Annotated in this window: 5 protein-coding genes; 1 reads left to right on the forward strand and 4 read right to left on the reverse strand. The window is 78.0% G+C overall.

Annotated elements, in window-relative coordinates; genetic code table 11:
• Together ABEB16_RS20125 and ABEB16_RS20130 are read right to left on the reverse strand one after the other, a co-directional pair.
• Positions 1–1,441, reverse strand: a 1,441-nt coding sequence (locus ABEB16_RS20125) for an acetyl-CoA carboxylase biotin carboxylase subunit (RefSeq protein ID WP_425560270.1), incomplete at its 3' end; no start/stop codon positions are given.
• Entirely contained in the window at positions 1,438–3,051 is a 1,614-nt protein-coding gene (locus tag ABEB16_RS20130; RefSeq protein ID WP_345713976.1) for a carboxyl transferase domain-containing protein, read from the reverse strand. The genes ABEB16_RS20130 and ABEB16_RS20125, both read right to left, overlap by 4 nt.
• Positions 3,052–3,172: 121 nt before the next feature.
• On the opposite strand from ABEB16_RS20130, the gene ABEB16_RS20135 reads away from it, so the two are divergent.
• Complete coding sequence (locus ABEB16_RS20135) at positions 3,173–3,583, forward strand: MerR family transcriptional regulator (protein ID WP_345713977.1); 411 nt, start codon at positions 3,173–3,175, stop codon at positions 3,581–3,583.
• Between the two features lie 24 nt (positions 3,584–3,607).
• Here the strand turns inward: ABEB16_RS20135 and ABEB16_RS20140 are convergent, their stop codons facing one another.
• A complete protein-coding gene (locus ABEB16_RS20140) occupies positions 3,608–5,770 on the reverse strand; it encodes a putative bifunctional diguanylate cyclase/phosphodiesterase (protein ID WP_345713978.1) in 2,163 nt (720 codons plus the stop codon).
• Positions 5,767–6,406, reverse strand: a 640-nt coding sequence (locus tag ABEB16_RS20145) for an SDR family NAD(P)-dependent oxidoreductase (RefSeq protein ID WP_345713979.1), incomplete at its 5' end; no start/stop codon positions are given. The genes ABEB16_RS20145 and ABEB16_RS20140, both read right to left, overlap by 4 nt.

The raw sequence follows: 6,406 nt of genomic DNA on the forward strand, positions 1-6,406 counted from the left end.
GCACCGCCGCGGCGCAGCGGGCGGCGGCGACGTCCCCGCGGGGGAACGGGTCGGGGACCCGGTCCAGCCACGCGGTGTCGATCACCGCGTCCCGGAACCGGGCGGAGGCGGCCAGCCGGCGCAGGAACCCGGTGTTCACGCCGACCCCGGTGACGGCCGTGTCGTCCAGCGCCGCCACCAGCGCCAGCCGCGCACCCTCGCGGTCCGGCCCGTGCACGACGACCTTGCCCAGCAGCGGGTCGTAGTCGGTGCCGACCCGCTGACCCGGGCGCAGCGCCTCGTCGACGCGGGCGCGCGCCGGCCAGCGCACCGTGCCGGCGGTGCCCGCCTGCGGCAGGAACCCGGCCGCGGGGTCCTCGGCGTAGACGCGCGCCTGCATCGCGTGCCCGGTGCAGACCACGTCGTCCTGCCCGAACGGCAGGGGCAGCCCCCGGGCGACGTCCAGCTGCAGCCGCACGAGGTCCAGGCCGGTGACGAGCTCGGTGACGGGGTGCTCGACCTGCAGGCGGGTGTTCACCTCCAGGAAGTGCACCCGCTCGCCGTCGACGAGGAACTCCACCGTGCCCGCGCCGACGTAGCCGACGTGCCGGGCCAGCCGCACCGCCGCCTCGCGCAGCACCCGGCGCACGTGCTCGGGCACCGTGCTCGCGGGCGCCTCCTCCACGACCTTCTGGTGGCGGCGCTGCACGGAGCAGTCGCGCTCGAAGAGGTGGACGACGTTGCCGCGGGTGTCGGCGAGCACCTGCACCTCGACGTGGCGGCCCCGCTCGACCCAGCGCTCCAGCAGCACCGCGTCGTCGCCGAAGGCCGCCAGCGACTCCCGCCGCGCGTCCTGCAGCGCGCCGGGCAGCGCGGCGGCGTCCCGCACCACCCGCATCCCCCTGCCGCCGCCGCCGGCGCTGGGTTTGACCAGCAGCGGCAGCCCCACCTCCGCGAGCGCCTCGGCGGTGACCGCGCGGGGGTCGGCCGAGCCGGCGACGGCCAGCGCGGGGGCGGTGGGGACCCCGGCGGCCAGCGCGGTCCGGCGGGCGGAGTCCTTGCGGCCCAGCCGTTCCACGACGTCGGCGGGGGGGCCGACGAACACCAGCCCGGCGTCCGCGCAGGCCCGGGCGAAACCGGCGTCCTCGGAGAGGAACCCGTAGCCGGGGTGGACGGCCTGCGCGCCGGTGACCCGGGCGGCCTCCAGCAGCGCGGGCACCGACAGGTAGGACCGCGCGGCGGGTGCCGGGCCCAGCCGGACGGAGGTGTCGGCCTCGGCGACGTGCGGGGCGTCCGCGTCGGCGTCGGAGTGCACCGCCACGGTGCGCAACCCGGCGGCGCGGGCGGCGCGGAGCACGCGGACGGCGATCTCGCCGCGGTTGGCGACGAGCAGGGAGCCGAACCGCGCCGGGGGCGCCACCACGGGCTTCACCACGGGGTCCACGTCCACCACCGCCCTCACATCCGGAACGTGCCGTAGGAGGGGGCGGGCAGCGGTGCGCACGCGGCGATCTCCAGGCCCATCCCCAGGACGCGGCGGGTGTCGGCGGGGTCGATCACCCCGTCGTCCCACAACCGGGCGGTGGCGTGGTACGGCGAGCCCTGCTCCTCGTACTGCCGGCGCACCGGCCGCTTGAACTCCTCCTCCTGCTCCGCGCTCCACGTGCCGCCGGCGGCCTCGACGCCCTCGCGGCGCACGGTGGCGAGCACGGCCGCGGCCTGCTCCCCGCCCATCACGGAGATCCGCGCGGTGGGCCAGGACCACAGGAACCGCGGGTCGAACGCCCGCCCGCACATCCCGTAGTTGCCCGCGCCGAACGACCCGCCGAGCAGGACGGTGAACTTGGGCACCGGCGTGCACGCCACGGCCGTGACGAGCTTGGCGCCGTCCTTGGCGATGCCGCGCCGCTCGTGCTCCCGGCCCACCATGAACCCGGTGACGTTCTGCAGGAACACCAGCGGGATGCCGCGGGCGCCGCACAGCTGCACGAAGTGCGCGCCCTTGAGCGCCGACTCGGAGAACAGCACCCCGCCGGCGGTGGCGGTGTCGTTGGCCACGATCCCCACCGGGTAGCCCCAGATGCGGGCGAACGCGCAGACGAGCGTCGTGCCGTAGCGGGCCTTGAACTCCTGGAACCGCGAGGCGTCGACGACGTGGCGCAGGACCTCGCGCACGTCGTAGGGGGTGCGCAGGTCGGGCGGGACGACGTCGTAGACCCCCTCCGGGTCGCGGTCGGGCTCGACCGGTTCGGCCTGCTGCAGCACGGGTTCGGGGCGGGGCAGCGTCGCGACGGCGGCGCGCAGCACGTCGAGGGCCTCGGCGTCGTCGCGGGCGAGGTGGTCGACGACGCCGGAGGTGCCGGCGTGCACCTCGCCGCCGCCGAGCTCCTCCGCGCCGACGACCTCGCCGGTGGCGGCGCGCACCAGCGGCGGGCCGGCGAGGAACACCGTGCCCTGCCCGGCGACGATGACGGACTCGTCGGACATGGCCGGCACGTACGCGCCGCCGGCGGTGCAGGAGCCGAGGACGGCGGCCAGCTGCGGGATGCCGGCGGCGGACATCCGGGCCTGGTTGCGGAAGATGCGCCCGAAGTGGTCCCGGTCGGGGAAGACCTCGTCCTGCAGCGGCAGGTAGGCCCCGCCGGAGTCGACGAGGTACAGGCAGGGCAGCCGGTTGGCCTCGGCGACCTCCTGGGCGCGCAGGTGCTTCTTCACCGTCACCGGGTAGTAGGTGCCGCCCTTGACGGTGGCGTCGTTGGCGACGACGACGCACAGCCGCCCCGCGACCCGGCCGACACCGGTGACGATGCCCGCGGCGGGCACGGCGTCCCCGTACATCCCGGTGGCGGCCAGCGGGGACAGCTCCAGGAACGGCGAGCCGGGGTCGAGGAGGCGCTCGACGCGCTCGCGGGGCAGCAGCTTGCCGCGGGCGGTGTGCCGGGCGCGCGCCGCCTCCGGGCCGCCGGCCCGGGCGCGGGCGAGGCGCTCGTGCAGGTCCGCGGCGAGCGCGCGGACGGACGCCGCGGGGGAGGGGGGCTCCGGGCTGGGGGTGGGGGTGGGCGCGAGGGGCATCGCGGTCTCCTCCCGGGCGGCGCGGGGACCTGCCGGCCCTCCGCGCGGCGGCTACGCTGCCGCTTACGTCAACGTAAGCACGAATCGGCCGGTGGGCAAGACCGGCGGGAGGGCGGGAGGCGTGGACGGCACGGCAGCCGCGGACGCGCGGTCGCGGACCTGGACCATCACCGAGCTCGCCGCCGAGTTCGGCGTCACGCTGCGCACCATCCGCTGGTACGAGGACCGCGGCCTCCTCACCCCGCAGCGGCTCGGCAGCCAGCGCGTCTTCACCGCCCGCGACCGGGTGCGCCTGGCGCTCGTCCTGCGCGGGCGGCGGCTCGGGTTCTCCCTGGAGGAGATCCGCACCATCATCGACATGTACGACGCCGAACCGGGGGAGGCCGGGCAGCTGCGCTACCTGCTGCAGCAGGTCGAGCGGCGCCGCGCCGACCTGCTGCAGCGCCAGCGGGACCTCGCCCAGACCCTCGCCGAGCTCGACGAGCTGCAGGTGCGCTGCCGCGCCGACCTCACCCGGCTGGAGGGGCGCTGAGCACCGCCCGGCCGGCGGGACCCCTCAGCGCGCCAGCAGCGCCCGCAGCGCCGCGGCCGGCTGCGGGGCGCCCAGCTCGAACCCCTGGCCCCGGCCGCACCCCAGGCGCAGCAGCGCGCTGCGCTGCTCCGGCGTCTCCACCCCCTCCGCGAGCACCGGCAGCCCCATCGCCCCGCCCATCGCGACGATCGCCGCGACGATCTGGCGGTCCGAGCCGTCCGCGGGCAGCCCCCGCACGAACGAGCGGTCGATCTTCAGCAGGTCCACCGGCAGCCGCTTCAGCGCGCTGAGGCTGGAGTAGCCCGTGCCGAAGTCGTCGATCGCGATGCGCACCCCCAGCGCGCGCAGCGCACCCAGCGCCGCCCGGGCCGTCTCCGGGTCGGCCATCACCGCGCTCTCGGTGACCTCCAGCCCCAGGCAGCCCGGCGGCAGGCCGTGGCGGCGCAGCAGGGAGTCCACGACGTCCACCAGCCGCCGGTCGCCGAGCTGGTGCGCGGAGACGTTCACCCACACCGCGACCTCCCGCGCCGCCGGCAGCTGCGCGCGCCAGGAGGCCAGGTCCGCCACCGCCGTGGCCAGCACGCGCTCCCCGAGCTCCTCCACCAGGCCCGCGCCCTCCGCCAGCGGCACGAAGTCGGCCGGGCTGACCGGCCCGTGCCCCGGCCGGTCCCAGCGGCACAGCGCCTCCACGCCGAGCAGCACCCCCGTCTCCAGGTCCACCTCCGGCTGGTAGGCCACGGTGGTGCGCCCCGCCGCCAGCGCCTCCCGCAGCGCCAGCAGCACGTCGCTGCGGGAGCGCGCCTCCGCCTGCAGCGCCGCGTCGCAGACCCGCACCCGGGCCCGGCCCGCCGCCTTCGCCGCGTGCATCGCCAGGTCGGCGTCGCGCACCAGCGCCTCCACCCGCGGCCCCGTCAGGTCGCTCGTGGCCGCGCCCACGCTCGCCGTCAGCACCAGCTCGTGGCCCGCGAGCCGGACCGGCTGCGCGAACGCCGCCGCGGCCCGCTCCAGCAGGGCCGGCACGTCGGGCACCGCGACGTCGCGGGTCAGGACCGCGAACGCGTCCCCGGCGTAGCGGCACACCAGGTCGTGCGGGCGCAGCCGGGCCCGCAGCTCGTGCGCGACCGAGCCCAGGTAGGCGTCCCCCGCGGCCTGGCCGAGGGAGTCGTTGAGCACCGTGAAGCGGTCCACGTCGGCCAGCAGCAGGACGTGCGTGCGACCCGGCAGCGGGGGGCGGGAGACCGCCTCGTCGGCCCCGGCCAGGAACGCGGCGCGGTTCAGCAGGCCCGTCACCGTGTCGCGGGTGGCCAGCCGCGTCAGCTCCGACTGCGCCCGGGAACGCTGCACCGCCAGCGCCGCCAGGTCGCGGAAGTCGCGCAGCGTCGCCCACTCCGAGGGCGAGGGCTCCGCGGCCCCGGCGCGGAACAACGCCAGCGTCCCCACCGGGCGCTCGTCCGGGCGCAGCACGGGCAGCGCGGCGGCCGCCGGCGCCGGCAGCCGGTCCCGGTCGGTGTCGAGCAGCACCGTGCAGCGCGCCCCCGCCCCCAGCAGGGTCTCCACCTCGGCGGTCAGCACCTGCAGCACCGCCGGCAGCGGGCGCCCCGCCGCCACCGCCGCCAGCACCCGCCGCTGCGCGCCCTGCTCGGCCTGCCGGCGCCCCGCCACCAGCAGCGCCGAGACCTGCCGCGCCACGTCGGTGAGGGCGTCCAGGTGCGCACCGAGGTCGGGGCGCGGCCGGGAGTCCACCGCGCACACCGTGCCCACGACCTCCCCGTCGGCGTCGGCCACCGGCACGCCCGCGTAGGCGCGCACCGCCCGCGCCAGCTCCGACGGGTGCGCCGCGAACCACGGGTCCTCGGCGCAGTCGGGCACCAGCGCCGGCCGTCGCGCCACGACGACGTGCGCGCAGCGCAGCAGGTCGGCGGGCAGCGGCGGGCGGCGCGGCAGGTCGGCGCAGCTGCGCCCGATGCACACCTGCCCGCCGGGTTCGACGAGGCTGACCAGCCCGACGTCCGTGCCCGCGGCGGCCGCGGCCAGCCGGGCCAGGGCGTCCAGCTCGTCCTCCAGCGGGGCCAGCTGCGCCTCCGCGCGGGCCAGCGCGGCCAGGCGCCTGCTCGAGCCGAGGTGGCGCCGCAGCGTCACGTCGGCGGGCACCTCCGCCACGTCCCCCGCGCCGTCGCCCACGATCACCGCGGCGGCATCCGCAGGGCGCCGTCCATGCGGACGGTCTCCCCGTTGAGGTAGTCGTGCTCGACGAGCGCCGCGACGAGCTGCGCGAACTCCGCCGGCCGGGCCGGCCGGCGCGGGAAGGGCACCGCCGCCGCCAGCGCCTCCCGTGCGGGCTCCCCGACGCCGGCGAGCATCGGGGTGTCCACGACGCCGGGGGCGATGGTGAGCACGCGGATGCCGGCGGAGGCCAGGTCGCGGGCCAGCGGCAGCGTCATGCCCGCGACCGCCGCCTTGGAGGCCGCGTACGCCACCTGGCCCACCTGCCCGTCGAAGGCGGCGACGGAGGCGGTGTTGACGACCACCCCGCGCTGCCCGTCGGCGTCCGCCTCCGTGGCCGCCACGGCCTCCGCGGCGGCCACGACGACGGTGAAGGTGCCCACGAGGTTGACGTCGAGGACGCGGCGGAACAGGGCGACGTCGTGGGGGCCGGTGCGGCCGAGGACCCGCGCGGCCGGGGCGATGCCGGCGCAGTTGACGACGACCCGCAGCGGCTCGGCGCCACCGGCGGCCTCGGCGACGGCGGCGCGCACCAGGACCGGGTCGGTGACGTCGGCGGCCAGCGGCACCACGCCCGCCGCCGGCACGCCGGGCACGGCC

The sequence above is a fragment of the Kineococcus glutinatus genome, from assembly GCF_039542765.1.
Taxonomy (GTDB): Bacteria; Actinomycetota; Actinomycetes; order Actinomycetales; family Kineococcaceae; genus Kineococcus_A; species Kineococcus_A glutinatus.